Origin of the sequence: Streptacidiphilus sp. MAP12-16 (assembly GCF_041262165.1) — a bacterium.
Classification (GTDB): domain Bacteria; phylum Actinomycetota; class Actinomycetes; order Streptomycetales; family Streptomycetaceae; genus Streptacidiphilus.
Genome location: NZ_JBGCBY010000008.1, coordinates 132,306 through 158,105, shown reverse-complemented (window position 1 = coordinate 158,105; position 25,800 = coordinate 132,306). Strand labels below are relative to the sequence as shown.

Annotated in this window: 25 protein-coding genes; 10 read left to right on the top strand and 15 right to left on the bottom strand. The window is 71.6% G+C overall.

The features are described from left to right. Positions 1-27: 27 nt before the first annotated feature. The 3 genes from ABIA33_RS12940 to ABIA33_RS12930 form a co-directional block, all read right to left on the bottom strand. Complete coding sequence (locus tag ABIA33_RS12940; RefSeq protein ID WP_370080670.1) at positions 28-972, bottom strand: MBL fold metallo-hydrolase; 945 nt, start codon at positions 970-972, stop codon at positions 28-30. Positions 973-1,047: 75 nt separating this feature from the next. Beyond that, entirely contained in the window at positions 1,048-1,962 is a 915-nt protein-coding gene (locus tag ABIA33_RS12935) for a GlxA family transcriptional regulator (RefSeq protein WP_370080668.1), read from the bottom strand. A gap of 7 nt (positions 1,963-1,969) precedes the next feature. Beyond that, a complete protein-coding gene (locus ABIA33_RS12930) occupies positions 1,970-2,530 on the bottom strand; it encodes a cysteine hydrolase family protein (protein WP_370080666.1) in 561 nt (186 codons plus the stop codon). Between the two features lie 137 nt (positions 2,531-2,667). On the opposite strand from ABIA33_RS12930, the gene dapD reads away from it, so the two are divergent. Both dapD and ABIA33_RS12920 read left to right on the top strand, forming a co-directional pair. Next, positions 2,668-3,669, top strand: a complete 1,002-nt coding sequence (gene dapD, locus ABIA33_RS12925) for a 2,3,4,5-tetrahydropyridine-2,6-dicarboxylate N-succinyltransferase (protein WP_370080664.1) — start codon at positions 2,668-2,670, stop codon at positions 3,667-3,669. 186 nt (positions 3,670-3,855) lie between these two features. Further along, the gene (locus ABIA33_RS12920) at positions 3,856-4,035 is read left to right on the top strand and encodes a hypothetical protein (protein ID WP_370080662.1); all 180 of its coding nucleotides are present in this window, start codon (positions 3,856-3,858) and stop codon (positions 4,033-4,035) included. A 122-nt stretch (positions 4,036-4,157) separates the two neighbouring features. Here ABIA33_RS12920 and ABIA33_RS12915 read toward each other — a convergent pair whose 3' ends face one another. From ABIA33_RS12915 to ABIA33_RS12880, 8 genes are all read right to left on the bottom strand, one after another. Next, positions 4,158-4,685, bottom strand: coding sequence for a DUF6099 family protein (locus tag ABIA33_RS12915; protein WP_370080660.1), 528 nt, complete (start codon positions 4,683-4,685; stop codon positions 4,158-4,160). Between the two features lie 222 nt (positions 4,686-4,907). Further along, positions 4,908-5,261, bottom strand: a complete 354-nt coding sequence (locus tag ABIA33_RS12910) for a nucleotide pyrophosphohydrolase (protein ID WP_370080658.1) — start codon at positions 5,259-5,261, stop codon at positions 4,908-4,910. Between the two features lie 30 nt (positions 5,262-5,291). Further along, positions 5,292-6,500, bottom strand: coding sequence for an AAA family ATPase (locus ABIA33_RS12905; RefSeq protein WP_370080656.1), 1,209 nt, complete (start codon positions 6,498-6,500; stop codon positions 5,292-5,294). 53 nt (positions 6,501-6,553) lie between these two features. Then, positions 6,554-7,414, bottom strand: coding sequence for a putative RNA methyltransferase (locus ABIA33_RS12900; protein WP_370080654.1), 861 nt, complete (start codon positions 7,412-7,414; stop codon positions 6,554-6,556). A gap of 68 nt (positions 7,415-7,482) precedes the next feature. Beyond that, positions 7,483-7,914, bottom strand: coding sequence for a fic family toxin-antitoxin system, toxin component (locus ABIA33_RS12895; protein ID WP_370080934.1), 432 nt, complete (start codon positions 7,912-7,914; stop codon positions 7,483-7,485). A 2-nt stretch (positions 7,915-7,916) separates the two neighbouring features. After that, positions 7,917-8,150: a toxin-antitoxin system HicB family antitoxin gene (locus tag ABIA33_RS12890; protein WP_370080652.1), complete on the bottom strand. Its 234-nt coding sequence runs from the start codon at positions 8,148-8,150 to the stop codon at positions 7,917-7,919. A 132-nt stretch (positions 8,151-8,282) separates the two neighbouring features. After that, positions 8,283-9,647 (bottom strand): class I SAM-dependent RNA methyltransferase, encoded by a 1,365-nt coding sequence (locus tag ABIA33_RS12885; RefSeq protein WP_370080650.1) that lies wholly within the window; start codon positions 9,645-9,647, stop codon positions 8,283-8,285. A gap of 12 nt (positions 9,648-9,659) precedes the next feature. Then, positions 9,660-11,747 (bottom strand): APC family permease, encoded by a 2,088-nt coding sequence (locus ABIA33_RS12880; RefSeq protein WP_370080648.1) that lies wholly within the window; start codon positions 11,745-11,747, stop codon positions 9,660-9,662. Between the two features lie 420 nt (positions 11,748-12,167). On the opposite strand from ABIA33_RS12880, the gene ABIA33_RS12875 reads away from it, so the two are divergent. Both ABIA33_RS12875 and ABIA33_RS12870 read left to right on the top strand, forming a co-directional pair. Next, entirely contained in the window at positions 12,168-12,830 is a 663-nt protein-coding gene (locus ABIA33_RS12875) for a TrkA family potassium uptake protein (RefSeq protein ID WP_370080646.1), read from the top strand. Beyond that, positions 12,830-13,492: a TrkA family potassium uptake protein gene (locus ABIA33_RS12870; protein WP_370080644.1), complete on the top strand. Its 663-nt coding sequence runs from the start codon at positions 12,830-12,832 to the stop codon at positions 13,490-13,492. Before ABIA33_RS12875 ends, ABIA33_RS12870 begins: the two co-directional genes overlap by 1 nt. Positions 13,493-13,586: 94 nt before the next feature. Here ABIA33_RS12870 and ABIA33_RS12865 read toward each other — a convergent pair whose 3' ends face one another. From ABIA33_RS12865 to ABIA33_RS12850, 4 genes are read right to left on the bottom strand one after another with little or no spacing between them, the layout of a single operon-like run. Further along, a complete protein-coding gene (locus ABIA33_RS12865; RefSeq protein WP_370080642.1) occupies positions 13,587-14,378 on the bottom strand; it encodes a DUF3159 domain-containing protein in 792 nt (263 codons plus the stop codon). A gap of 5 nt (positions 14,379-14,383) precedes the next feature. After that, positions 14,384-14,782 (bottom strand): OB-fold nucleic acid binding domain-containing protein, encoded by a 399-nt coding sequence (locus tag ABIA33_RS12860; protein ID WP_370080640.1) that lies wholly within the window; start codon positions 14,780-14,782, stop codon positions 14,384-14,386. Positions 14,783-14,828: 46 nt separating this feature from the next. After that, complete coding sequence (locus tag ABIA33_RS12855) at positions 14,829-15,521, bottom strand: response regulator (protein WP_370080638.1); 693 nt, start codon at positions 15,519-15,521, stop codon at positions 14,829-14,831. Further along, positions 15,518-18,067 (bottom strand): ATP-binding protein, encoded by a 2,550-nt coding sequence (locus ABIA33_RS12850; protein WP_370080636.1) that lies wholly within the window; start codon positions 18,065-18,067, stop codon positions 15,518-15,520. The genes ABIA33_RS12855 and ABIA33_RS12850 overlap by 4 nt, the downstream gene beginning before the upstream one ends. A gap of 244 nt (positions 18,068-18,311) precedes the next feature. Here ABIA33_RS12850 and ABIA33_RS12845 point away from each other — a divergent pair, with 244 nt between their 5' ends. From ABIA33_RS12845 to ABIA33_RS12820, 6 genes are all read left to right on the top strand, one after another. Further along, entirely contained in the window at positions 18,312-19,742 is a 1,431-nt protein-coding gene (locus ABIA33_RS12845) for an amidase (RefSeq protein WP_370080634.1), read from the top strand. 213 nt (positions 19,743-19,955) lie between these two features. Beyond that, on the top strand, positions 19,956-21,167 hold the full coding sequence (locus ABIA33_RS12840) for an ROK family protein (RefSeq protein ID WP_370080632.1): 1,212 nt from the start codon (positions 19,956-19,958) through the stop codon (positions 21,165-21,167). A gap of 337 nt (positions 21,168-21,504) precedes the next feature. Continuing rightward, on the top strand, positions 21,505-22,842 hold the full coding sequence (locus ABIA33_RS12835; RefSeq protein WP_370080630.1) for an LLM class flavin-dependent oxidoreductase: 1,338 nt from the start codon (positions 21,505-21,507) through the stop codon (positions 22,840-22,842). A 25-nt stretch (positions 22,843-22,867) separates the two neighbouring features. Continuing rightward, positions 22,868-23,893, top strand: a complete 1,026-nt coding sequence (locus ABIA33_RS12830; RefSeq protein ID WP_370080628.1) for an ABC transporter substrate-binding protein — start codon at positions 22,868-22,870, stop codon at positions 23,891-23,893. Positions 23,894-23,915: 22 nt separating this feature from the next. Further along, positions 23,916-24,863, top strand: a complete 948-nt coding sequence (locus tag ABIA33_RS12825; RefSeq protein ID WP_370080626.1) for a TauD/TfdA dioxygenase family protein — start codon at positions 23,916-23,918, stop codon at positions 24,861-24,863. Between the two features lie 77 nt (positions 24,864-24,940). After that, complete coding sequence (locus tag ABIA33_RS12820) at positions 24,941-25,798, top strand: ABC transporter permease (protein ID WP_370080624.1); 858 nt, start codon at positions 24,941-24,943, stop codon at positions 25,796-25,798. The last annotated feature ends 2 nt before the right edge of the window (positions 25,799-25,800 follow it).

Sequence of the window (25,800 nt, the reverse complement as noted above, 5' to 3'; positions counted from 1 at the left end):
CTGGGACCGCGACCTGACCGCGGCGGGTCAGCTCCGGCGGAGCTGGTTCCGCAAGCGGTCCCGGAGCGCCCGGGCGAGCTGCTTGGCCTGCTCGCCCCGGCAGGGTCCGTTCCAGATGATGAACTCGTCGCTGGGGTGCACCCCGGGTCTGTCGGCGGCGGCGTGGGCGGCGTCCCGCACGGCGACGAGCTGGTCGACCGTCAGCCGCAGTGCCGGCTCGTCGGGCTGGTAGGTGGATCCGAGCGGGTAGTCGCGTCGCGGGGTGCGGCTCATCTCGATGTGGCAGCCGAGGACACCGGTGACGTCACGGGCCCCGGCGAACTCCACCAGACGGTCGAGGCTGGCCACGAAAGCGGGGAAGTCCTCGGTGTAGAGGCGGCCGGGATAGACGGTGTCACCGGTGAGCAGAAAGCCGGACCAGGGGTCGTGGATCGCGATCGACGAGTCGTGATGCCCCGGGCATCCGGTGATCTCCAGGACGCGCCCGCCCAGGTCGAAGCGGACGACCTGCTCCGGCCAGGAGTCGAAGCCGAAGAACGTCTCCACCGAAGCGGTGTCGACGCCCACCACCGTGGTCGAGGGCCGGTCGGCGAACTGCGGGTCTCCCGCGATGTGGTCGCCGTGGCCGTGGGTGTGCGCGACCACGAGCTGGTAGTCCTCGCGCGGGTGCTCGGCGAGCCAGCCGCTGATGATGCCGTCGACCGTCTCGCGCAGCGGGAAGCGGTGCGGGTCGGCGGTGGCACCGGTGTCCAGCAGCAGCGCGCGCTCGTTGCCGAGGAACAGGAAGACGAAAGGACCCTCGTAGTGGACCGCCTTGCTCTGCCGCAGCAGGAAGGTATGCGGGTCGTGGGCGTGGACCTGGATCGGCGGGTCGGTGTTACGCCGTGCCGACGGTGCGCCGTGGATCCAGGCGGGTTCGGGCTGCCCGGCGATCGGCGGGTCGGTGACGAAGTCGATCCACCCGGTCTGCATGGTCCGGATCCTAGTGGTGCTCCGCGGAAGTAGTGCCAGACGCCGCCAGCCTCGCAGGACTTCTGCGGGGTGCCACTAGCCGTCGGGCGTCCGTGCTCTGAGGCGGCGGAGCATGCGCGGGTCCTCGAAGCCCACGGTGCGGGCCGCGTGCTCGACGGTGGTGCCGTGGGCGATGAGGTGTTCGGCACGTTCCAGGCGCAGGGTCTGCTGGTAGCGCAGCGGGGTGAGCCCGGTGGCGCGGGTGAACAGACGGGTGAGCGTACGGTCGCTGACGCCCACCGAGGCGGCGAGCTCGGCGAGTGGGAGCCGGGAGTCGTAGCGGGCGTCGATCACGTCCTGCGCATGGTGGACGGTGTCGTCGAGGTGGGAGCGGTGCCGGAGCATGGCGCTGTGCTGCTGCTCGTGGCCGTTGCGGCGGGCGAAGACGACCATCTCGCGGGCGATCTGCGCGGCGGTGGCCGGGCCGTGGCGTCCGGCGACGAGGTACAGGGCCAGGTCGATGCCGCTGGCGATGCCGGCGGACGTCACGACGCGGTCGTCGACGGTGAACAGCACGTCGCGGACCACGGTGGCCTTCGGGTAGCGCTGGGCGAGTTCCTCCTGCAGGTCGTGGTGGGTGGTGCAGCGGCGGCCGTCGAGGAGCCCGGCGCGGCCGAGGGCGTCCGCTCCGGCGCAGACGCTGGCGATCATGCCGCCTCGGTCGTAGTGCTCGCACAGGCGGCGCAGAGGACCGGGACCGATCGGGACGTCACTCGCCAGGCTGGCCGCACGCCAGCCTGGAACCAGGACCAGGTCGTCCCGATCCAGCTCGGGCCACTCCGTGTCGGCGTGCAGCGGCACCCCCTGGGCGCTGGGGACGAGCGGCTGCTCGGCGACATAGCCCAGGGTGTAGTCGTGGCCGAGGTCGGCAGCGGTGGAGAAGACCTGTGCGGGCCCGGCGAGGTCGAGCAGGTGTACGCCGGGCACGAGCAGGAACAGGACGCGGCTCATAGTGGGGTCATCGTGCCTGATCGGCCGCTGCCCGCTCCAGTCCGTCGACGGTGGCGATGGTCGCGAAGCGGTCGGCGAGGGCGAACTCGGTGCGTTGGACGATCTCCTCCGCGCTGAGCGTGACGCCGTTGCGGGTGATCGGGTTGGTGGCGGTGGCGTCGGTGACGAAGGTGACCTGGTAGCCGAGGTCGCTGCCGACCCTGGTCGTGGTCTCGACGCACTGCTCGGCGCGGATGCCGCAGACCGTCAGCTCCCGCACGCCGTGCTCGGTCAACTGCTGCTGCAGGTTGGTGGTGGTGAAGGCGTTGTGGGAGGTCTTCCGGATCAGCGGCTCGTCGTCCTGGCGCTCCAGCTCGTCCATCAGCCTGACGTGGCCGAGGGCCGGGTCGAAGACGCCGCCGCTGCCGGGCTCGGAGTGCAGCACCCAGACGACAAGGTCTCCGGCGTCGCGGGCGAGCCGAACCAGCCGGTTGACCTGCTCGGCGATCTTGGGGTTGTTGATCTCCTCCCACTCGGGTCGGGCGCGGAAGGACTCCTGGACATCGATGACGATCAGTGCTCGGGTCATGTGGATGAGTCTGGCCTGCGGATACGAGGCAGGGACAGGCCGGATCGGGTCCGGCTGCGGACCGATCCGGTCAACAGGCCGTGTCCGCGCACCGGTACGGTTCGGCAAGGGCAGCGGCCATTCGTTAACGTGCAGGGGTGACGAACGAGACTGCTTCCACCGCCCCCTCCTCCGCTCGCGGCGCTGTCGCCGCTGGTCTGGCCACCATCGCCGCCGACGGCACCGTGCTGGACACCTGGTTCCCCGCCCCCGAGCTGTCGGCCGAGCCCGGCCCTGCGGGCACCGCGCGGCTGTCCGTCGACGAGGCGGTCGCCGCCCTCGGCGCCGGTGCCGCAACCGCGCTGCGCACGGACCCGCGCCGCGGCGTCGAGGTCGTCGCGGTGCGCACGGTGATCTCCTCCCTGGACGACAAGCCGCTGGACGCGCACGACGCCTACCTGCGCCTGCACCTGCTGAGCCACCGCCTGGTCCAGCCGCACGGCCAGAGCCTGGACGGCCTCTTCGGCCTGCTCGCCAATGTCGCCTGGACCAGCATCGGCCCGGTTCCGGTCGATGGCGTCGAGGCGGCCCGGCTGGCGGTACGCGCCGAGGGCGGCCAGCTGGCTGTGTACGGCATCGACAAGTTCCCCCGGATGACGGACTACGTCGCGCCGAGCGGAGTGCGGATCGCCCACGCCGACCGGGTGCGCCTGGGGGCCCACCTGGCCGTCGGCACGACGGTGATGCACGAGGGTTTCGTCAACTTCAACGCGGGCACGCTGGGCACCTCGATGGTCGAGGGCCGGATCTCGGCCGGCGTGGTCGTGGGCGACCACAGCGACATCGGCGGCGGGGCCTCGATCATGGGCACCCTCTCGGGCGGCGGCAAGCAGGTCGTGTCGGTGGGCGAGCGCTGCCTGCTGGGCGCGAATTCCGGCATCGGCATCTCGCTGGGCAGCGACTGCGTGGTCGAGGCCGGCCTCTACGTGACCGCCGGAACCCGGGTCACGCTGCCGGACGGCAAGGTCGCCAAGGCAGTGGAGCTCTCCGGGCAGGACAACCTGCTGTTCCGCCGCAACTCGCAGACCGGCGCAGTCGAGGTCATCGCCCGCACCGGCTCCTGGGGCGGGCTCAACGCGGAGCTGCACGCGCACAACTGACACATCGACGGCCGGACCTGCCCGAACCCGTGCTCGGAACGATCGGTCAGGTCCGGACGGAGCGGCCCACCCGTCCCCCGTGGGTGTGACGGACAGTTACCGGCCCGCGCGGCAGCTCGTTTGCCCGCTCGGGACCTGCACTGCCCGCAGGGCCCGTCCGCAGCACCCAGGAGGGCCGCGTCCACCATGTCCGAGGCATCCGCCGTACCGCAGGGACCGAGCGCCGGCTCTCCCGCTCCCGCCGCCCCGCAGAACCTGCTCGCCCAGATGGAAGAGATGATCGCCGCACTCAACGCGGACCTGGTGCAACTCGACGCCGACCTGCAGGCACCGCCCCCGCACGGCGGCGGTGGCCAGGCGTTGTAGTACCGGCCCCTGCGGGAGCGCAGGAACGGTCAGGGGATCGGGCGCAGGATCGGGCGGGGGAACAGGCCGGGGGACGGGCAGGAGCGGGAGCGGGCAGACGCGCGCGAGGGTGCGGGGATCGCTCATGACTCGGCACCGCCCTCGGCCGACTGCCAGTCACCGGCGGGCTGCAGCTCCCGGTAGAGCGGGTCGACCACCCGCAACAGCTGGGTGACCAGTTCCTGGCATTCGGCCACCGCGTCCACCGAGTCGATGCAGCGCCAGTAGAGCTCCTGCTCGGCTGCCCCGCAGGCCAGGACGACCAGCGCCTCGGCGGTCTCCTGGACCAGCGTGCGCAGCTCGCGGACGGTGACCGCGAGGTCCGCCAGGACGCTCAGCCGTTCCGCCCGGCTGGGGCCGGCCTCGTCGTCCGGAGGCCGCCCCACGCAGGCGGCGGCGTGACCCGCGGCCTCGGCGACCGCTCTGGCGAGCTCGACCGGACCGCACCCGCTTCCCTCCAGCAGCGCCTGTTCCGTCAGCTCCATGGCGGCCACCAGTGAGACGGCCTCGACCAGCGCGCACGCCTGCCAGGACTCGGCGAGGACCTGCGCGACGCTCCTCGCCTCGGTCAGACCGTACCGGGTGGACTTGATCAGCTTTTGAGCGTCCATCTCGCCGCTCCCCCGCTCGAACTCCTGACGGACCATCCGTCAGGAGACCAGCGTGGACCCGCAAGCAGCTGGTCCCGGGTGATCGCCTCTCGCCTGTGGACAAAGCGGGGGCTGTGGACAACTCGGCCACCCGCACGAGTGAAGCGGCTCCGCACGCCCGCGAGGACCAGCCGGACCGGCCGGACCGGCCCCAGGAACCGCCCGCGTCTGGAGTCGCCGACGTCAGGAGCCGTCCAACGGCGGGGTCCGCCCCGCCGGGAACCGAAGCTCATTGCGCTCGATCTTGGCCGCGAGGGCCTCCAGCGGATCGACCCCGAGCACCGAGCAGAACTGCAGCAGGTAGGCCAGCACGTCGGCCACCTCGTCCTCGACCCGGTGCGCCCGCGCCGGGTCGTCCATCACCGCCGCCGCCTGCTCGGGCGTCAGCCACTGGAAGATCTCCAGCAGTTCCGAGGCCTCCACGCTGAGCGCCGCAACCAGGTTCTTCGGGGTGTGGTACCGGCCCCAGTCCCGCGCCGCCGCGAACTCGCGCAGCCGCCTCTGCAGTTCCGGGACATCCAGTCGCTCGTCACTCATGGAGCCATTGTCCTCATGGAGCACCTGTCCTCATGCACCCACCGTCGTCGACGACGTCCCGGAGCTCGCCTCCAGCACGCTGTAACCCGTGGCCGGATCACGACGGCAGCGCAGCAGCAGGACCCCCGGGGCACCGCCCGGCGCGCCCTGCGTGGTGGCGAGCAGCCGGACGTGCCCACGTCCGACCACCTCTCCCGCGAGCCGCAGCAGCTCCGCCGCCTGATCGTCGGCCAGACCCGCGTCCAGGTCCTCCGCGAGGACCGTGAGCAGCCGCTCGACATCGGGCACCTCCGCTGCCGACGCCATCTGCAGCACCCCGGGGCCGGTCAGCAGCACCGTGGCGAAGGCGAGCTGCCGCAGCAGTCCGCTGCTCATCGACTCCGCCGTGGTCCGCTGCTGCTCGCCCTCGCCGACCACCGCCATCACCCGTTCCAGGCCGTCCACTCGGTCCCTGAGCACGCCCAGTTCCTGGACCGGGCAGGGGCTTCCGGCCCGGACGGTCTGCACCAGCCTGCCGTACCTGATCCGGCACTCGCCCTGGATCCGGGCAAGCACCGCCGACAGGTTCTCCCCGGTGGTCCGCAGCCGCGCGTCGTCCCCGGCCAGCGCCCAGCCCCGCATCAGGGCCGGCACCGGGTCGATCGGGAAGACCTCGCGCAACGCCGTCAGCAGGCCCTCGACGGCTCCGAGCACCCGCTGCTCGCCCACCGTCGCACCCGCGACCCGCAGCGGCAGCTGGGCCGTGAGCAGCCTCCCCGCCGCCAGCGGCGCGCGGATGTCGCCCTGCCGGCCGTCGCTGTGCCACACGGCGTTGATCCGGCCGCGGGTCCGGTCCTCCTCGCCGGTGGAGAGCAGCACCTGCACCCGCTCGCCGGTCCGCTCCTCGGTGAGGCGTTCCGCGACGATCCTCGGCCTTCCGTCGATCCGGACCGCCACCTCGAGCCGGACCGTTCCCTGCGGCGTCCCGACCGAGCAGCCGAGGCGGAAGCCCTGCCGTCCGTACGGGACGCAGCCGGCGAGCCCACCGCGCACGGCGCCGAGCGCCTCGGCCAGCTCCGCTCCACCGGCCAGCCCGGACAGCGCCGCCAGCGCGTCCAGGACGTTGGACCGGCCCGTGCCCGAAGCCCCGTGCAGCACGGTGACCGGCGCCAGCGGAAGCACCGTCCCCACATGCGACTTGAACGCCACCAGCCGAAGTTCCTGCACGGTCGCTCGGCGTACGGGGATCGGCTGGTTCATCCGCAGGACGCTATCGAACCGGTAGGTGCCGAAACGTCCCTCCTGACGCGGGATCAGTCCTGGTCGCGGCCAGGTTCACCAGGTCGAGTGAAGACGCTGAGCATCACCGAAGCCGTGACCGGCGCGGGCTCCGGCAGCGCCGCGATCCGCTCCGCCAGCGCCGCCGGGTCGGTGTGCCAGGCGCTGGGCCCCATGCCCACGACCGTCCGGACGGCCGCGTGGTCCAGGTAGAGCGGGAAGGTCTGCTCGCTGCTCCCGGCGAACTCCAGGTACGGGCCCAGCGTCGCCGCCAGCCGCTCCTCCTTGCGTTCGTCCACTCCGAGCAGCCCCAGCTCACCGACCAGCTCACCGAGGTGGCGCGGCGTCGGCGACACCACCAGCAGCGTCCCGCCCGGCCGCAGTACTCGCCGGATCTCGGGTCCGTTGCGCGGCGCGAAGACGTTGAGCACGAGCGAGGCGGAGGCGTCCCTGAGCGGCAGCGTGCGCCAGGCGTCGCTGACCACGGCTCCGGCGCGGGGGTGGGCCCGGGCGGCGCGGCGCAGCGCGAACTTGGAGATGTCCAGGGCGATCCCGTGCGCCGCCGGCAGCGCGTCGAGCACGGCGGCGAGGTAGTGGCCGGTCCCCGCACCCAGGTCCACCACCAGGTCGGCGCCGCTGCGGGCTCCGACGGCGGCCCGTGCCAGCGCGTCGGCGATGGGCGCGTAGTGGCCCGCGCCCAGGAAGTCGTCACGGGCGGCGACCATGGCCGCGGTGTCGCCGGTGCCGGTGTGCGCGTCGCCGGGCAGCAGGCTGACGTAGCCCTGCCGGGCGATGTCGAAGGAGTGCCGCGCCGCGCAGCGCAGCACGGCGCCGTGCGGAGTCAGCGCCTGCCCGCAGTGGGGGCAGACCAGGTACTCCACGATGTCCTGCAGCACGAGCACCGTTCCTCGACGTTCCAACCCGGTGGCGTCTCACCTGGTCGCGGCACCAGGGTACGGGGCGCCTACGCCCCGCCCTCGCCGCCGTCCTCGCCGCCGGCCTCTTCCTCGCTGTCGGGCAGCTGGTCGACGATCCATCCGGCGAGACGTTCCGCGGCGCCGTCGACGCCGATCCGGCCTTCACGCATGGCCCGGGCGAGGCTGCGCATCTCCCGGGTCGTGGTCGCGACGCTGGCACCGCCGGAGACCAGGTAGGCGAAGGCCACGGCGGTGGCGAACAGCTCGTTGTTGCGTTCCAGGGCAGGCACCCGGATGAGCTGGTGCATCAGCGCCGCGGCCCGGTCCTCGGGCTCGGGGTACACCAGCACGTCGAAGATCTCGGCCTGGTGCCGGGTCACCGCGGCGACCAGCGAACCGTAGTCGGTGACCCGGGGGTCCCCCGGCGTGTACTGCTCCGCGACCATGAGCAGCCACGACAGGTCGATCTCGACGTTCACGTTCAACGGCGCGGACCCGTCCCCTCGTGCTCGCCGAACTCGGCGAGGAAGGCGGCCTCGTACTCCTTCATGAACTGCGCGGCGGCGTCCACGAAGGACCGGCCCGTCTCGCCCATGTCCTGCTGGACCAGCTTCTCGATGTACTGGTTCATGCTGATCCCCTCCTGTTCCGCCCTGGCTCGGGCGATCTCGGCCGTGGTGGCGTCCACCCGGACGTTCAGCTGCTTCTTTGTCATACCTCCAAGCTAGCGCGATTCCGCTAGCATGCAAGGCCCCTCAGAAGACCATCAGCGGGAGCGACACAGAAGGCACGGCAGAGGGCACAGGAGAGCACTACCCAGCCAGTGCACCGGACAAGATCGGGAGGCCTAACCGGCCGCCGGCTCCAGAATCGCGACGCACTCGAAGTGCTGCGTCATCGGGAACAGGTCGAAGGCTCGCAGGCTGACCGGGCGGTACCCGGCGTCGGCGAAGAAGGCCAGGTCGCGGGACAGCGCGGCCGGGTCGCAGGCGACGTAGGCGATCCGACGCGGAGTCAGACCCGCCAGGTGGCGCACGGTGTCACGGCCCGCGCCGGCGCGCGGCGGGTCCAGCACCACCAGGTCGGTCTCGGTGATGCCGGTACGCGGCAGCAGCCGCTCGACCTTGTCGCACTCGATCCGCACCCGGCCGTCCTCGATCAGGTCGGACAGGTTGTGCCGGGCGTCGAGCACCGACTGCTTGGACGACTCGATGCCGAGCACCGCCCCCGCGTCCCCGAGCTGGTCCGCCAGCGCGCCCGCGAACAGGCCGACGCCGCAGTAGAGGTCCAGGGCGTTCTCGCCCTCCTGCGGGTCCAGGCCCTCAAGGACTGCGGAGACCAGCAGGTCGGGGGCCTCCGGGTGGATCTGCCAGAAACCGCCGTCGCTGACCCGCCAGGTGCGGCCCGCCGCGCGCTCGCGGACGAAGGCGCGCCCGTGGACCCGGTGCACGCCCCCGTGGTCGTCGATGCGCTGCACCGACGCCGGCCGGTCCAGCTCGACGATGGGCAGTCGCGCGCCCTGACGGGGTGTGAGGATCACCTGACGGTCGGACGAGCCGGTGGCCGAGACCGCCTCCACCGACGCCATGCCGGTCCAGGACCGCGCCTCGATGCCCAGCTCGGTGACCCCCGGCGCGGCGATCAGGCAGCGGTCGATCGGCTGCACGTCATGCGAACGGTGGCGCCGCAGCCCGGCCTCACCGCTCACCGGGTCGATCGCGTACTGCACCCGGGTGCGCCACTGCGGCACGTCGCCCGCCGCTCGCTTGCCCCCGACGGGCTCGACGCTGCCGTCCCAGCCGGCCTCGGCCGGGGTGAGCTTGGCGAGCTGGCGCAGCTGCTCGGTGAGCACCTGCACCTTGAGCTTGCGCTGGGCTCCCGGCGTGACGTGCTGCCAGTCGCAGCCGCCGCACTTCCCCGGACCCGCGAAGGAGCAGGGCGGCTTCACCCGGTCCTTGGACGCGTCGAGCACCTCGACCGCGTCGGCGCGCAGGAAGCGTGACGAGGTGGTGCCGTCGGTGACCTCGGCGACCACCCGCTCGCCCGGAAGGGCGTGGCGGACGAACAGCACCCGGCCCTCGTGCCGGGCCACGCAGTGGCCGCCGTGGGCGACCGGGCCCACCTCGACCTCGTACCGCTGCCCCACCAGGGAGGGTGCCTCAGGGGCGGCGGGTGCCGAGGGTGCGGCAGGGGTCCTGCGGGGGGCTGTCACGCGTTGCTGTCCTTAGTTCTCGTGCTTCACGGTGCTGCCGTCGCCGGCGTCCGCCCCGTTGGCGGCTGCCTTGTCGGGGGTGCGCTGCTGCACCCGGTTCAGGTCACCTCGGCGGATCTGCCCTGGGGCGTTCCACTCCACCGGCTTGCGGCGTCGCTCGGAGGATTCCAGCTGCCAGGGTACCGAGGTCACCATGACTCCGGGTGTGAAGAGCAGCCGACCCTTGAGCCGCAGCGCGCTCTGGTTGTGCAGCAGGTGCTCGTACCAGTGGCCGACGACGTACTCGGGGATGTAGACGGTGACCACGGCGCGCGGGCTGTCCTTGCGCAGCTTGCGGACGTAGTCCACGACCGGGCGGGTGACCTCGCGGTACGGCGAGTCCAGCACCTTCAGCGGGATCTCGATCCCGCGCCGCTCCCAGTCCTCCTTGAGCGCCTGGGTGTCCGCCGGGTCGACGTTGACGGTCAGCGCCTCCAGCGTCGAGGTGTGCGCGGAGCGGGCGAGCTTCGCGTACGCCAGCGCCCGCAGCGTCGGCTTGTGCAGCTTGGACACCAGGACGACGGAGTGCACCCGGGACGGCAGCACCTCCTCGTCGGGGCGCTCCTCGGCGGCGACGAGCTCGGCGGAGACCCGGTCGTAGTGGCGCCGGATGGCCTTCATCATCACGAAGAACACGACCATCAGCAGGCAGGACATCCATGCCCCGGACATGAACTTGGTGCCGAGCACGACGACGAGGACACAGGCGGTGCAGGACAGCCCGATGGTGTTGATCACCCGGCTGCGCATCATCCGGCGCCGCACCGCCGGGTCGGTCTCGGTCTTCAGCAGCCGGGTCCAGTGCCGGATCATGCCGGTCTGGCTCATGTTGAAGGAGACGAAGACGCCGATGATGTAGAGCTGGATCAGCCGGTTGGGATCGGCGCCGTAGCCGATGATGAAGACCACGGCCACGGCCGCCAGCATGATGATGCCGTTGGAGAACGCGAGGCGGTCGCCGCGGGTGTGCAACTGGCGCGGCAGGTAGCGGTCCTGGGCGAGGATCGAGCCGAGCACCGGGAAGCCGTTGAAGGCCGTGTTGGCGGCCAGTACCAGGATCAGCCCGGTGACGGCGGCGATGAAGTAGAAGCCGGGCGTGAAGTTGCTGAACACGGCCTCGCTGATCTGTGCCAGCGCGGTCTTCTGGTGGTAGTCGGCGGGCGCGCCGATCAGCTGGCTGGTGTTCTCCGACATCTTCAGGCCGACCAGGTTGCCCATCCACACGATGCCCATCAGCATGACCACCGCGATGACCGCCATCATCAGCAGCGTCGTGGCGGCGTTCTTGCTCTTGGGCTTCTGGAAGGCCGGGACGCCGTTGCTGATCGCCTCGACGCCGGTGAGCGCGGCGCAACCGGACGAGAAGGTCTTGAGCAGCAGGAACACCAGGGCCAGTCCGGTCAGATCGGTGTGTCCAGCCTCCGGCACCAGGTTGAAGTGGTAGCTCGCGGCGTGCATCTGGCTGCCGAAGCCGAAGTGCCGCACGGCCGCGTACGCCATCAGACCCAGGATGCCGATCATGAATCCGTAGGTCGGGACGGCGAAGGCCGTACCCGACTCACGCACCCCGCGCAGGTTCATCCCCATCAGCACGACCACCAGGGTCACCGAGATGGCGACCTCGTGGCCGTGCAGGGACGGCAGCGCGGAGACGACGTTGGCGACGCCCGAGGTGGTGGAGACCGCGACGGTGAGGACGTAGTCCACCATCAGCGCCGCCGCCACGGTGAGCCCCGCGTTGTTCCCGAGGTTCACCGTGGCGACCTCGTAGTCACCGCCGCCGCTGGGGTACGCATGCACGTTCTGCCGGTAGGAGGCGACGACGACCAGCATCACCAGGGCCACCACCCCGCCGACCCACCAGGAGAAGTGGATGGTGGTGATTCCGGCGACGGCCAGAGCCAGGAAGATCTGCTCGGGTGCGTACGCAACGGAGGAGAGCGCGTCGGATGCGAAGACCGGCAGCGCGATCCGCTTCGGCAGCAGCGTCTCACCGAGCTTGTCGCTCTGCAGGGCGCGGCCGATCAGGATCCGTTTTGGAACGTCGGTGAGTTTGGACACGCTGAGGATGGTAGAGCCTCTTGTTGACGCGTTCTTAACGCCCCTCCCGGAAATCGGGCCGGGCGGGGCGCCCTGCGCAGGCAGCTCAGCCGACGATCATCAGCGAGCAAATCCACCGATTCATAGCCTGACGTGCGAAAACGCCTGCGATTCCACTGGCGGCTACCCCTCTTCGGCTGCCGATCGACTCCGATCGGTCTCCGATGCGTTGCGGATTGATCTCGGCGCCATGTGACTTCGCTCGCCCCCCGAGCGCCCCGAACGACCGTCCTGCCAGGTCCGAGGGGAACCCGGGGTGTAGCGACCCCGTTTGCCGGGGTACGGCGGTTGTGTCATTCACGCGCCGGGGTGCGACCCTGGTGCGGGCACCCGATAAGACGGTGCCAAGATCGACCGGGACATCACACCGGAAGGACGGGCGTGCACATCGTCATCATGGGTTGCGGTCGCGTGGGCTCTGCTCTCGCGCGCACCCTCGAGAAGCAGGGGCACTCGGTCGCAGTCGTCGACCAGGACCCCACGGCGTTCCGCCGTCTCGGTTCGGGCTTCGCCGGCCAGCGGGTGACCGGGGTCGGCTTCGACCAGGACACGCTCCGCGAAGCCGGTATCGAAGAAGCCGGAGCCTTCGCAGCGGTGAGCAGCGGGGACAACTCCAACATCATCGCCGCGCGGGTGGCCCGGGAGAACTTCGGCGTCGAGAACGTCGCGGCCCGGATCTACGACCCGCGTCGCGCGGAGGTGTACCAGCGCCTGGGCATCCCCACCGTCGCCACGGTCCGCTGGACCGCCGACCAGATGCTGCGCCGGCTGCTGCCGAGCGGTGCCGAGCCGCACTGGCAGGACCCGAGCGGGGCGGTACAGCTCGCCGAGGTCCCGGTCTCCCACGGCTGGATCGGCCAGCGCCTGTCCAAGCTGGAGATGGCCGCGGACGTGCGCGTCGCCTTCATCACCCGACTGGGTGTGGGCACCCTGCCCACGTCGGAGACGGTGCTGCAGGAGGGCGACCTGGTGCACATGATGATGCGCAGCACCGATCTCGAGGCCGTCGAGGCCGTGTTCGCGAAGGGCCCGGAGGAGCACTGATGCGGGTAGCCATTGCCGGGGCCGGTGCGGTGGGACGTTCCATCGCGGGCGAGCTGCTGGAGAACGGCCACGAGGTCCTCCTCGTGGACAAGAACCCCAAGTCCATCTCGGTGGAGCGGGTGCCGCAGGCCGAGTGGCTGCTCGCGGACGCCTGCGAGATCACCGCGCTCGACGAGGCGGCGCTGCAGCGCTGCAACGTCGTCATCGCCGCGACCGGGGACGACAAGGTCAACCTGGTCGTGTCGCTGCTGGCGAAGACGGAGTACGGCGTGCCGCGCGTCGTCGCCCGGGTGAACAACCCCAGGAACGAGTGGCTGTTCAACGAGGCGTGGGGGGTGGACGTGGCCGTGTCCACGCCGCGCCTGATGTCGGCGCTGGTCGAGGAAGCTGTGAGTGTCGGCGACCTGGTCCGGCTGATGCGCTTCAGCCAGGGCGACGCCAACCTGGTCGAGATGACGCTGTCCGCCGACGCCTCGTCGGTCGGCACCCGCGTCGGCGACGTCCAGTGGCCCGAGGACACCGCGCTGGTGACGATCATCCGCGAGGGCCGGGTGCTGGTGCCCAGCGGCAGCGACACCCTGGAGGGCGGCGACGAGCTGCTCTTCGTCGCCACCGCGGAGCGCGAGGCCGAGCTGGAGCAGCTGCTCGCCAGCGACGGCTGACGGACGGGTACAACAGCCACGTACCTACGTGTGGGGCCGGTGACCTGATGGTCACCGGCCCCACACGTATGCGCGAATGTCCACGCGGGCGGCGCTAGCGCCGTTCCGGGTCGGCGAGCGGCTGCTCGCGCAGCGCGTCGTCGACGGTCCCCGAGAACAGATCGTCCTCGGTGGCCTTGACGGCACCCTCCTCCTGCGCCACCTTGATCGGCGGCGGGGCCTTGGAGAGGATCAACCAGGACAGGTAGATCGCGACCAGCCACGGCGGTACGCCGAGACCGATCTTGGCGACGCCCAGCCAGGTGACGTCGTTCGCCCAGTACAGCGGGAAGAGGATCGCCGCCCGCAGCGCGAACAGCGCCACCCAGACCCAGGTGGCCTTGGTGTAGGCGGCCAGCCGGCCCGGGTTCCGGGTACGCCAGGTCATGTTCTCGCCCAGGATCGGGCCGAGCATGACGCCCACCAGCGGCCAGCGCACCAGCACCGACACCAGGTAGACCACGCCGAGCAGCAGGCCGTAGATCATGGACGGCAGGTAGAAGTTCGCGGCGTTGCCCGACTTCATCGCGATGAACGCGCCGATGGCCACGCCGAGCACCCCGCCGAAGGCGTGCTTCAGGGTCTCCTTGCGCACCACCCGGACCAGCGCCAGCAGCACCGTGGAACCGACGGCGGACCAGGCGGAGAGACCAAGCTGCTGGGTGATCGTGTAGAGCAGCACGAAGACGAATCCGGGCACGGTCATGTCGACCATGCCGCGGACACCGCCGAAGGCGTCGATCAGCGAGGTGTCGACCGCTGTCGCCTGGCCTGCGCCAGTTCCCGTGGCAGCGGCGGGTCCTGCGGCAGCGGCGGGCCCTGCGGCGCGCTTGTGGCTGGGGGTCACTCCGGCTACTCCGATCCGACGGGGCGCAGCTCGTACCGGGGGTTGAAGAGCACCCGGCGGCCCCGCGCGTGGCTGATCCGGCCGTGGGCGACCAGGCGGCGGCCCGGCTCGATCCCGGCGATGGAACGGCGGCCGAGCCACACCACGTCCAGGGCGTCGGTGCCGTCGAAGAGCTCCGCCTCCAGAGCCGGGACGCCGGCCCGCGGGCGCAGCGTCACGGCGCGCAACGTGCCGGTCACCGTGACCTGCTGACGGTCCTGGCAGGCGGCGATGGGCGTGCAGCCCGCCTCCTCTGCGTGCTGGCGGAGCTCCTCCGCCTGGAGCTCCTCGCTGCTCGCCGCGAGGCGGCTGAACATGCGGCGCAGCCGCCCCTGCGGCCGGTCACTGCGAATGTCACCACTCATGAACCGAAGGGTACCGTTCTCCGGCCCGCCCGATCACTGCGCGAAATCACTCTTCGAAGCGGTAGCCCATGCCCGGCTCGGTGATGAAGTGCCGCGGGTGAGCCGGATCGTCCTCGAGTTTGCGGCGCAGCTGCGCCATGTAGACCCGGAGGTAGTTGGTCTCGGTGCCGTACGCCGGGCCCCACACCTCCTGGAGCAGCTGCTTCTGGCTGACGAGCCGTCCGGAGTTGCGGACCAGGACCTCCAGCAGGTGCCACTCGGTCGGGGTGAGCCGGACGTCGGCGCCCTCGCGCTGGACCCGCTTGGCGACCAGGTCGACGCTGAACGAGTCGGTGGTGACGACGGCCTCGTCGGGCTCGGTGCCGACCGGCGCCGCCCGGCGCACCGCTGCCCGGAGCCGTGCCAGCAGCTCGTCCATGCCGAAGGGCTTGGTCACGTAGTCGTCCGCGCCCGCGTCCAGGGCCTCGACCTTCTCGTCCGAGGCGTGCCGTGCGGAGAGCACGATCACCGGGATCTTGGTCCAGCCGCGCAGGCCGCGGATCACCTCGGTGCCGTCCATGTCGGGCAGGCCCAGGTCGAGCAGCACGACGTCGGGGTGCCGGGCCGCCGCGAGTTCGAGTGCGGACGCGCCGTCGTGCGCGGCGTCGACCTCGTACCCGCGCGCCCGCAGGTTGATCACCAGGGCGCGGACGATCTGCGGCTCGTCGTCGACCACCAGGACCCTGGTCGAACCTGTCATTCCGGGCCGCCTTTCAGTGTCTGGATCAGTTCGGACTGCAGGACTGTTCGAAGGGTGAACACCATGGTGAGGCCGCCGCCGGGGGTGTCCTCGGCGGCGAGGCTGCCGCCCATGGCCTCGACGAAGCCCCTGGCCACGGCCAGGCCGAGGCCCACTCCGGTGCCGCGCGGCGCGTCACCGTAACGCTGGAAGGGCTCGAAGACCTTCCCCTTGGCCTCGTCGGGGATGCCGGGGCCGTGGTCGGCGACCCGCACCTCCAGACGGTCGTCTGCGTCGGGAAGGTGCAGCACGCTGCCCGACACCAGGACCTGCCCGGCGCCCTGGTACTTCACGGCGTTCTCGACCACGTTGGCGAGGGCCCGCTCCAGCAGGCCGGGATCGCCGGAGACCATGGGCAGGTCCTCGCGGATGTCGGTCCGCACCGATCCGGCGGCGACGCCCCGCAGGGCCATCGGCACCACCTCGTCGAGGTCGAACTCGCGTACCAGCGGGACCACCGCGCCGGTCTGCAGCCGGCTCATGTCCAGCAGGTTCCCGATCAGATGGTCGAGCCGGTCCGCGCCCTCCTCGATCCCCGCGAGCAGCTCGGCCTCGTCCTCCGCGCTCCAGCGGATGTCCTCGGCCCGGAGCGAGGAGACCGAGGCCTTGATCCCGGCCAGGGGCGTCCGCAGGTCGTGCGAGACGGCAGCGAGCAGGGCGGTGCGGATCCGGTTGCCCTCGGCCATCCGCCGTGCCTCGGCCGCCTCCTCGCCGAGCCTGCGCCGTTCCAGCACCACGGCCGCCTGCGCGGCGAACGCGCCCAGCACCCGCCGGTCGGCGGCCGGGAGCACTCGCCCGGACAGGGCCAGCGCCAGCCGCTCCCCCACCGGGACGTCGACGTCGGCGTCCTCGGGGCGGCTCACCGGGCGCGGACCGACCGAGCCCGCGCAGGTCCACGGGCCGAAGTCCTCGCCGCGCTCCAGCAGCGCGACCGACTCCATCTGGAAGGTCTCCTGGACCCGTTCCAGCAGCGCGGGGAGCGCCTTCTCACCGCTCAGCACGCTGCCCGCGAGGAAGCTCAGGGTCTCCGCCTCGGCCCGGCTCCGCGCCGCCTCCGCCGTGCGCGAGGCGGCCAGGTCCACCACGTAGGCGACCGACAGCGCCACCGCCAGGAACACCCCGATCGCCAGGATGTTCTGCGGGTCGTTGACGGTCAGGGTGTGCAACGGCGGGGTGAAGTACCAGTTGATCAGGAGCGAGCCGACGGCCGCCGAGGCCAGCGCCGGGAACAGTCCGCCGAGCAGCGCCGCGCCCACCGTGAGACCGAGGTAGAGCAGCATGTCGGTGTGGCCGGTCTTGGTCCCCCCGGCGAAGACGGTGAGGAACCAGGTCAGCAGCAGCGGGCCGAGGACGCCGACCAGCCAGCCGGCGACGCTGCGGGCCACCCCGAGCCTGGCGATCCGCCGGATCGGCCGGACCCGGCCCCGGGCGACGTGCTCATGGGTGACGACGTGGACGTCCACGTCCCCTGACTCCCTGGCCACGGTGGCGCCGACACCGGGGCCGAGCATCCACTGCCAGGTCTTGCGGCGGCTGCTGCCCAGCACGATCTGGGTGGCGTTGACGCCGCGCGCGAACTCCAGCAGGGCCTCGGCCGGCCGGTCGCCGAGCACCGAGTGGAAGCTGCCGCCCAGGTCCTCGACCAGGGCCCGCTGCATCGTCAGTTCCTGCGGCGAGGCACCGGTGAGGCCGTCGCTGCGAGCCACGTACACGGCCAGGATCTCGCTGCCGGAGCCCTTGGCGGCGATCCGCGCGGCGCGCCGGATCAGCGTCCGGCCCTCGGGGCCCCCGGTCAGTCCCACCACGATCCGCTCGCGGGCCTGCCAAGTGGAGTCGATGTCGTTCTCGGCCCGGTACCGCTGCAGGTACTCGTCGACCCGGTCGGCGGTCCAGAGCAGCGCGAGCTCGCGCAGCGCCGTCAGGTTTCCCGGACGGAAGTAGTTGGACAGGGCCGCGTCGACCTTCTCCGGCGTGTACACGTTGCCGTGCGCCAGCCGCCGGCGCAGCGCCTGCGGGGCCATGTCGACCAGCTCGATCTGCTCGGCCCGCCGGACCACCTCGTCCGGTACGGTCTCCTGCTGCCGCACTCCGGTGATGCCCTCGACCACGTCCGCCAGCGACTCCAGGTGCTGGATGTTCACCGTGGAGATCACGTCGATGCCGGCGTCCAGCAGCAGCTGGATGTCCTGCCAGCGCTTGGCGTGGCGCGAGCCGGGGATGTTGCTGTGGGCGAGCTCGTCGACCAGGGCCACAGCCGGCTTGCGGGCCAGCACCGCGTCGACGTCCATCTCCTCGAACTCGGCGCCGCGGTGGACCAGCCGCTGCCGGGGCACTACCTCCAGGCCCTGCAGCAACTCCTCGGTGTGGCTGCGGCCGTGGTGCTCCACGAAGGCGACGACGATGTCGGTGCCCCGTTCGAGCCGCCGGTGCGCCTCGCCGAGCATGGCGTAGGTCTTCCCCACCCCTGGGGCGGCCCCCAGATAGATCCGTAGCCTGCCGCGTGCCATAACCCGATACCCGACCTGTCCCTGCCCGGCCCGTACCTGCCTGGCTGTCCCTATTGCCGTTCCCCGCCGAGCGTACGTGAACATCCGCGCTCTTCAGGCAGCTCAGCACGGGGTCAGCGGCGCCTTGTCGACATCTTGACAGCCCCGTACCGCCGTCCAGGGGTCTGGCCGAGCCCATCCGCCGGTGCAAGGATCGGCGGGCGAAGAGTCACCACCCCGCAACTCCGCGACAAGGGGATCCGCAATGACGCAGCTCCACGACCTGACCGCGCTGGAACAGGGCGAGTTGATCAGCACCGGCAAGCTCTCGCCGGTCGAGCTGACCGACCACTACCTGGAGCGCATCGACCGCCTGAACGCGACCCTGGGTGCGTACATCACCGTCACCCCGGAGATCGCGCGCAAGCAGGCGGTCGAGGCCGAGGCCGAAGCGGCAGGCGCGCGCCGCGAGGACCGTGCGCTCTCCCCCCTGCACGGCGTCCCCGTCCCGGTGAAGGACCTCAACTTCGTCGCGGGAGTACGCGCGACCCAGGGCTCCGCCGCCTTCGCGGACCACATCCCGGCCACGGACGACCACATCGTCACCAAGCTGCGGGCCGCTGGCACGATCCTCCTCGGCAAGACCAACACCCCCGAGTTCGGCCTCCCCTGCTACACCGAGAACCAGGTGGCCCCGCCCGCCCGCACCCCCTGGGACCTGGACCGTTCCGCCGGCGGCTCCAGCGGTGGCGCCGGCGCGGCGGTCGCCTCCGGCCTGGCCCCGCTGGCGCAGGGCAGCGACGGCGGCGGCTCCATCCGCATCCCCGCCTCCGTCTGCGGTCTCTACGGCATCAAGCCCAGCCGGGGTCGCGTCAGCAGCGGACCGACCCTCTACGACGTCAGCGGGCTGAGCACCAGCGGCCCCATCGCCCGCACCGTCGCCGACGCCGCCGCGCTGCTCGACGTCCTCTCCGGCCAGATGCCCGGAGACTGCTACACCGCCCCGGCCCTCCCGCCCGGCGAGACCTTCGTCGACTACGCCGCCCGGGAACCCGGCAGCCTCCGCGTCGCTGTCCTCACCACTCCTCCGGTCCCCGGCATCGCCGTCCACCCCGACTGCGTCGCCGCGACCGAGAGCGCCGCCGAACTCCTCGCCTCGCTCGGCCACCGTCCCGAGCCCCTGGAGCTGCCCGCGGACGAGACCCTGCGCCGGGTGTTCGAGCAGGTCTGGGCCGTCATGGCGACCCAGCAGCCGGTCGACCCCGAGCGCGAGTCGGTACTCATGCCGCTCACCCGCCACCTGCGCGCCGAGGGTGTGCACGTCTCCGGGCCCGACTTCGCCACCGCCCTCTACACCTTCCGCGCCGTCGGGGCACTGGTCGCCTCGCTCCAGGAGGAGTACGACGTCATCCTCACGCCCACCCTGGCCCAGCCCCCGGCACAGATCGGCGGACTGCGCGACGACGCCGACCCCGCCCAGGAGTTCGCCAACCTCACCGCCTTCACGCCGTTCACCCCGCTCTACAACGCCACCGGGCAGCCCTCAGTCAGCCTCCCGCTGCACTGGACCGAGGCCGGGCTCCCGATCGGCGTCATGCTCGGCGGACGGTACGGCGACGAGGCCACCCTCATCGCCCTTTCCGCCCAACTGGAGCGCGCCCGCCCCTGGATCAGCCGCAAGCCGCCGGTCTGGTGAGGCCGGCGGTGACCGTGGTGGGTCGGCGGTGACGGCAGCGCGATGGCTTCGCAGAACTGCCATCCGCCCGTAACACGCGTCCATTGACCGCGACCAACGGCCTTGCGACGATCTGCGCATGACCTCAACGACCTGTCCCGGCCGCCGGTAGCTCCGCCACCGCGGAGCTGCCGGCGCTCGCCGCCCAGGACCGAAGTCGACAGAGGACCGCCGATGCCGCTCGCGCTCATCGCCACGCCCGCACCTCCGCCCTCACCCGAGCAACCCCCCGGCGCAGCCGCCGTACTCCGCGCCGCGCTGCGCCGGGGCCCGCTCGCCCGCAGCGCCATCAGCAGGGAGACCGGCCTCAGCCCTGCCGCCGTCTCCAGGCACACCGCCGAACTGCTCGCGCTCGGCCTGGTGTACGAACCGCAGGCGCCGCTAGCCCCGCCCCGGCCCGGACGGCCGCGCATCCCGCTGGACATCGACACCGCCCACCATCTGGCGGCGGGCGTGCACATCGCCGTCCCCCAGCTGACCTTCTCACTCACCGACCTGCGCGGACGGGTCGTCGCCCAGGAGCAGCTGCCCCGGCGGCCGACGGAGGCAGACGTGCTCCAGGACGTCGCCGAACACCTGCCCGGGTTCCTGCGGCGCCGGGCCGGCGGGCGTTCCGTGCTCGGCGTCGGGGTGGTCACCGGCGGCTGGGTGGACCCGGAGTCCGGCGTCCTGGTGGAGAACACGGCCCTCGGCTGGCGCGACGTGCCGCTGCGGCAGGCGCTCCAGTCCGTCACCCGGCTGCCCATCCACGTCGACAGCCATGCCCGCGCCCTGGCGCAGGCCGAGGTGCTCTTCGGCGCGGCCCAGCGCGGCGACCTGGTGCACCTCTTCGTCGGCAACGTCGTCGACGCCGCGATCGCCGCCGGCGGCACGCTGCTGCGCGGCCGCCGCAACAGCGCCGGCGGCATCGCCCACCTGCCCGTTCCGGGCTCCACGGTGGCCTGCCCCTGCGGCGGGACCGGTTGCCTGCAGGCCACCGTCTCGGACCGGACCCTGGCCGAGCGGGCAACCGCCGAGGGAGTCGTCGCGCGCCCCGAGCTCCCGTTGCTGCTCGCGGCCGCCGGGCGAGGAGATCAGCGGGCGCTGGACCTGTGCCGCGCCCGGCTGCGGCTGATCGCCCCGGCGGTGGCGCTGCTGCTGGACATGATCAGCCCGGACATCCTGGTGCTGACCGAAGCCGTCACCATGTACCTGCCGGAGCTGCTGCCCGTCCTGCACCAGGAGATCGCCGCCCGCACCCACCAGCACCAGCTGCCGGAGCAACTGGCGCAACTGGTGCGTCCCAGCTCGTTCGGGCCGACGGCGCTCGCCGTCGCCGCGGGGGCGCCGGTGCTCGCCGCCGTGCACCAGGACCCGCTGGCCCTGCGGACAGCGAGGTCGGCATGACCCGGCCCATTACTTCCACACCGTCACAAATCATTGCCCGCACCGGAGTCGGCCCGCAGACTCGGGATATGGACGCACAGCAGAAGGCGACGATCCGGGAGGCCGCAGGCCGGCATCCCGTGAACGCCTTCCGCCTGCACCACTTCGCCGGACTGGGCTGTTCGCTCTCCGTCTGATCGCCCTCCGCCTGACCGCTCTCCGCCTGACCGATCCGTTCCCTGTCGACGATCGGTCTGCCTTCCCTGCTCGCGACGCTCCCGTGAACCCACCGGGACGTCGAGGGCGCCGCCGGCCCCTCCTTCACCCGCGCCACCAACTCACCACGGAGCGCTTCCGCATGTCCTCTTCCCGCAGGCAACTGCACCTCAACCTCTTCCTGATGGGCGTCGGCCATCACGAGGCCGCCTGGCGCCACCCGCGCACCGACCCGGCGAACCTCTCCTCGCTCGCCCACTTCCAGCGCCTCGCCGCCACCGCCGAGGCCGCCGCCTTCGACTCCGTCTTCCTGGCCGACGGCGTCGAGGGCCCGGACCCTCGCCAAGGCAACGCCTGGATCAGCCACTTCGAGCCGTTCACCCTGCTCTCCGCGCTCGCCGTGAGCACCGAGCGGATCGGCCTCATCGGCACCGTCTCCACCGGGTTCACCGAGCCCTACAACCTCGCCCGGCAGTTCGCCTCGCTGGACCACCTCAGCAACGGCCGGGCCGGTTGGAACATCGTCACCTCCGCCGGCGACCGAGCCGCCCGCAACTTCAACCGCACGGCCAACCAGGAGCACGCCGTCCGCTACCAGCGCGCCGCCGAGTACCTCGACGTGGTCGAGTCGCTCTGGGACAGCTGGGAGGACGACGCCCTGGTGCTGGACCGCGCCAACGGCGTTCTCACCGACCCGGCCAAGCTCCACGAGATCAACCACAGCGGCGAGCACTTCCAGGTCCTCGGGCCGCTGAACATCCCGCGCGGCCCACAGGGGCGCCCGCTGCTGGTCCAGGCCGGAAGCTCGCAGGACGGCCGCGGCTTCGCCGCCGCGCATGCCGAGGCGGTGTTCACCGCACAGCAGACCATCGCCGAGGGGCAGGAGTTCTACAGCGACCTGAAGCGGCGTGCCGCAGCGCTCGGCCGCGACCCGCAGGGCATCGTCGTGCTTCCCGGCATCGTCCCGGTCCTGGGCTCCACCGAGGCCGAGGCCAAGGCCCTGGACCAGGAACTCGACGAGCTGATCAACCCGGCCCGCGCGATCGCGACGCTGTCCACCCTGCTCAACGTCGACCTCACCGACCATCCCCTGGACGCCCCGCTCCCGCCGCTACCCCCGCTCACCGAGATCAACGGCGCCAAGAGCCGCTTCGCGCTGATCCGCGACCTGGCCGAACGCGACGGGCTGACCCTACGTCAACTCGTGGGCCGGCTAGGCGGCGGGCGCGGGCACCAGGTACTCCCCGGCACCCCGGAGCAGATCGCGGACCACATCGAGCACTGGTTCACCCACGGCGCTGCGGACGGGTTCAACATCATGCCGCCGATCCTCCCCGAGGGCCTGGACCTGTTCGCCGAGCACGTCGTCCCGCTGCTCCGCGAGCGCGGACTGTTCCGCTCCGGGTACTCCGGCAGCACGCTGCGCGACCACTACGGGCTGGCCCGTCCCGCCAACCGGTACACAACCGTTCCGGCCTGACCCTCGACCCCCAAGGACTCGACCCATGCGTACCAGACGGCTCCAGGCCCTCGCCCTCCCCGCCCTCGCGGCTCTGCTCCTGCCGCTCACGACCGGCTGCGGCGGCGACGCGTCCGCGAACACGGACGCCGGGAGCAAGCCCGGGCAGGTGACCCTGCACGTCGGCGACCAGGGCAAGCAGGTACTGACCCTGCTCACGGCATCCGGTGAGCTCAAGAACCTTCCCTACAAGGTGCAGTTCGACCAGTTCAACAGCGGCCCGCTGGTCAACCAGGCGCTGTCGGCCGGAGTCCTCGACTTCGGGATCATGGGCGACACGCCCGCGATCTTCGCCGCGGCGGCCGGCCTCCCGGTGGACGTGGTGGCCGCGAGCCACACCGTCGGTCCCGGCTACACCCTGCTCACCCGGGCCGGCTCCGACATCCACACCCTGGCCGACATCAAGGGCCACAAGGTCGCCTACTCCAAGGGCACCGCCAACCAGGGATTCCTGATCCAGGCCCTGTCCACGGTGAACCTGAAGCAGCAGGACGTGACCCCGGTCGACGTGCCGCTGCAGAACATCGGCGGGGTGTTGGAGTCGGGCACGGTGGACGCCGCCACCGTCGCCGCCCAGGACCTGGTCACCTACACCAAGGCGCACCCGGACGCGGTGAAGCTGATCAACGGTCAGCACGTCTCCTCCGGATACGCGTTCTACCTGGCGAGCCGCAAGGCCCTGGGCAACACCGCGGAACGCGCCGCACTCCAGGACCTCGTGGGTCGCATCATCAAGGCCACCAGCTGGAGCCGGGCACACCCGGACGCCTGGATCGACGCGTTCTACGTCAAGGTCGACAAGCAGACTCCGGCCGTCGGCAGGCTCGTCTGGGAGGCCTCGGGCGAGACCCGGTTCGCGGCCGTGGACCAGACCGTCATCGGCGCGCAGCAGCGGCAGGCCGACCTCTTCCTGGCCAACGGCCAGCTCCCCGGAAAGGTCGACGTCACCAGCGAGTTCCCCGCCGACGTCGAGCAGCAGTTCAGCGCACTCATCGCAGCCGACCAGCAGTAACGACCACCGAGAGGAACTCCCCATGACCGTGACCGTCCGCCCGGTCGCCGGGCACATCGGCGCCGACATCGACGGCGTCGACCTCGCCCAGCCGCTCTCCGAGTCCGAGACCGAGCAGGTCAAGCAGGCCCTGCAGCGCCACAAGGTGGTGTTCTTCCGGGGTCAGCACCTCGACCACGCCGCCCAGATCGCCTTCGCCCGCCAGTTCGGCGAGCTGACCTACGCGCACCCGCACGACGACACCCCGCCGGAGGACCACCCGGAGATCTTCACCATCGACCCGCGCCGCTTCGAGGAGCGCTACGGCGCCGGATTCCGCGAGGAGTACCGCAAGCGCCAGTACAGCTACTTCGACGGCTGGCACACCGACGTCACCGCCGCCGTCAACCCGCCCGCCGGTTCGATCCTGCGCGCCGAGCAGGTGCCCGACTTCGGCGGCGACACCACCTGGACCAACCTGGTCGCCGCCTACCAGGGCCTCTCCGCGCCCGTCCGCGCCTTCGTGGACACCCTGCGCGCCGAGCACCGCTACGGCGGCAGCAGCAAGGTCGCGGGCGACAGCGAGTACGCCAAGCGCGTCAACGAGAACCTGCTGGTGGCGATCCACCCCGTGGTCCGGGTGCACCCGGAGACCGGCGAGCGGGCCCTGTTCGTCAACCCGGGCTTCACCAGCCACATCGTGGACGTCACCCCGAGCGAGAGCAAGCGGATCCTGGACCTGCTCTACGCGGAGATCACCCGCCCCGAGTACACCGTCCGCTTCCGCTGGGAGCCGGGCCACGTCGCCTTCTGGGACAACCGGGCCACCGCCCACCTCGCCCCGCGCGACCTGGAACACCTGGACGTCGAGCGGCGCCTGCACCGGGTCACCCTGATCGGCGACCTGCCGGTGGGCCCGGACGGTCGCGCCTCCGAGCTCGTCGCCGGACGCCCGTTCACCGCCGACCACCGCGTGGCCACGCCTGCCTGACGCCGCCCCACCTCCCGCCCGGTCCGCTGCCGCCCCTCCCCGGGACAGCGGACCGGGCCCTCCCGAAGGGATCGACCATGGCGACCACCGTCGCGGCACCACCCGCTCCCGGCCCACCGGCCTCTCCCCTGATCGACGCCGCCACGCTGAGCCGCCCGCGCCGTACCCGGGTACCGCTGCCGCGCTGGCTGCGCCGGCTCGCCGGGCCCGCCCTGGTGGTCGCCGTCTGGCAGCTCCTCGGCGCGCTGGGCCAGATCAATCCGCGCATCCTGGCGACCCCGAGCCAGGTCGCGGTGGCGGCCTGGCAGCTGGCCAAGGACGGTGAGCTGGAGAGCAACCTGCTGGCCTCACTGCAACGGGTAGCCGTCGGGCTGCTGATCGGGGTCAGCCTGGGCGTTCTGCTCGCCGTCCTGGCCGGTCTGTTCCGGCTGGGCGAGGAGCTCGTCGACTCCACCATGCAGGTGGTCCGGGCGCTGCCCGCGCTGGGCCTGCTGCCGCTGATCATCATCTGGTTCGGAGTCGGCGAGGCGCCGAAGATCGCCCTGGTGGCCTTCGCCACCGCCTGCCCCCTCTACATCAACACCTACGCCGGGATCCGCGGGGTCGAGAACCGCCTGGTCGAGGCCGGGCGGGTGCTCGGTCTCGGCCGGCTCGGGCTGATCCGCCACGTCGTGCTGCCCGGCGCCCTGCCCGGCTTCCTGGTCGGCCTGCGGTTCGCACTCACCAGCGCCTGGCTTGTGATCATCATCGCCGAGCAGCTCAACGCGACCAGCGGCATCGGCTACCTCATGAACCAGGCCCAGGCCTGGTACCGCACCGACATCATCGTCCTCGGCCTGCTCATCTACGGCCTGCTCGGCCTGCTCGCCGACGCGCTCGTCCGCCTGCTGGAGCGTCGCCTGCTGGTCTGGCGCCGCGGATTCAACGGAGCCTGACC

What these genes read in the sequence shown, in the direction of transcription:
- ABIA33_RS12845 (WP_370080634.1), top strand. Translation starts at nt 18,312, where the DNA reads ATGACGCAGCTCCACGACCTGACCGCGCTGGAACAGGGCGAGTTGATC.
- ABIA33_RS12910 (WP_370080658.1), bottom strand. Translation starts at nt 5,261, where the DNA reads ATGAGTGACGAGCGACTGGATGTCCCGGAACTGCAGAGGCGGCTGCGC.
- ABIA33_RS12935 (WP_370080668.1), bottom strand. Translation starts at nt 1,962, where the DNA reads ATGAGCCGCGTCCTGTTCCTGCTCGTGCCCGGCGTACACCTGCTCGAC.
- ABIA33_RS12840 (WP_370080632.1), top strand. Translation starts at nt 19,956, where the DNA reads ATGCCGCTCGCGCTCATCGCCACGCCCGCACCTCCGCCCTCACCCGAG.
- ABIA33_RS12905 (WP_370080656.1), bottom strand. Translation starts at nt 6,500, where the DNA reads ATGAACCAGCCGATCCCCGTACGCCGAGCGACCGTGCAGGAACTTCGG.
- ABIA33_RS12855 (WP_370080638.1), bottom strand. Translation starts at nt 15,521, where the DNA reads ATGACAGGTTCGACCAGGGTCCTGGTGGTCGACGACGAGCCGCAGATC.
- ABIA33_RS12890 (WP_370080652.1), bottom strand. Translation starts at nt 8,150, where the DNA reads ATGACAAAGAAGCAGCTGAACGTCCGGGTGGACGCCACCACGGCCGAG.
- ABIA33_RS12915 (WP_370080660.1), bottom strand. Translation starts at nt 4,685, where the DNA reads ATGGACGCTCAAAAGCTGATCAAGTCCACCCGGTACGGTCTGACCGAG.
- ABIA33_RS12920 (WP_370080662.1), top strand. Translation starts at nt 3,856, where the DNA reads ATGTCCGAGGCATCCGCCGTACCGCAGGGACCGAGCGCCGGCTCTCCC.
- ABIA33_RS12930 (WP_370080666.1), bottom strand. Translation starts at nt 2,530, where the DNA reads ATGACCCGAGCACTGATCGTCATCGATGTCCAGGAGTCCTTCCGCGCC.
- ABIA33_RS12835 (WP_370080630.1), top strand. Translation starts at nt 21,505, where the DNA reads ATGTCCTCTTCCCGCAGGCAACTGCACCTCAACCTCTTCCTGATGGGC.
- ABIA33_RS12830 (WP_370080628.1), top strand. Translation starts at nt 22,868, where the DNA reads ATGCGTACCAGACGGCTCCAGGCCCTCGCCCTCCCCGCCCTCGCGGCT.
- ABIA33_RS12825 (WP_370080626.1), top strand. Translation starts at nt 23,916, where the DNA reads ATGACCGTGACCGTCCGCCCGGTCGCCGGGCACATCGGCGCCGACATC.
- ABIA33_RS12940 (WP_370080670.1), bottom strand. Translation starts at nt 972, where the DNA reads ATGCAGACCGGGTGGATCGACTTCGTCACCGACCCGCCGATCGCCGGG.
- ABIA33_RS12870 (WP_370080644.1), top strand. Translation starts at nt 12,830, where the DNA reads ATGCGGGTAGCCATTGCCGGGGCCGGTGCGGTGGGACGTTCCATCGCG.
- ABIA33_RS12850 (WP_370080636.1), bottom strand. Translation starts at nt 18,067, where the DNA reads ATGGCACGCGGCAGGCTACGGATCTATCTGGGGGCCGCCCCAGGGGTG.
- ABIA33_RS12820 (WP_370080624.1), top strand. Translation starts at nt 24,941, where the DNA reads ATGGCGACCACCGTCGCGGCACCACCCGCTCCCGGCCCACCGGCCTCT.
- ABIA33_RS12860 (WP_370080640.1), bottom strand. Translation starts at nt 14,782, where the DNA reads ATGAGTGGTGACATTCGCAGTGACCGGCCGCAGGGGCGGCTGCGCCGC.